Below are 259 nucleotides of genomic sequence, written 5' to 3' on the forward strand. Positions count from 1 at the left end.
GTCAAAGACGGTGAACATGATGAAACCTCCGCGTAAACATGAAAAACCCCGAGTCTTGGTTCGGCTCGGGACTTTCCATGTCCTGATTCTGTATCAACAGTTTACTCAGTACAATTGCAAATTAGTGCAAATATTTATAAAGTTCACAAAAAGTTCACAAATTATTTTTCGCCCGGAAGCAGACCCGTTTTCAATTCATCGGATGAACGTTCCCAGAGCCCTTGGTCATGCTTCTGCAGAAATTCAGCAAGCACCTGCT

1 pseudogene is annotated in these 259 nt (G+C 42.9%); it reads right to left on the bottom strand.

Going from position 1 to position 259, the window contains the following annotated elements:
- Window positions 1-161 precede the first annotated feature (161 nt).
- Window positions 162-259: pseudogene (locus SB658_RS25205) on the bottom strand (YwhD family protein); the annotation flags it as partial.

Source organism: Bacillus sp. SIMBA_008, from assembly GCF_046535495.1.
Taxonomy (GTDB): Bacteria; Bacillota; Bacilli; order Bacillales; family Bacillaceae; genus Bacillus; species Bacillus subtilis.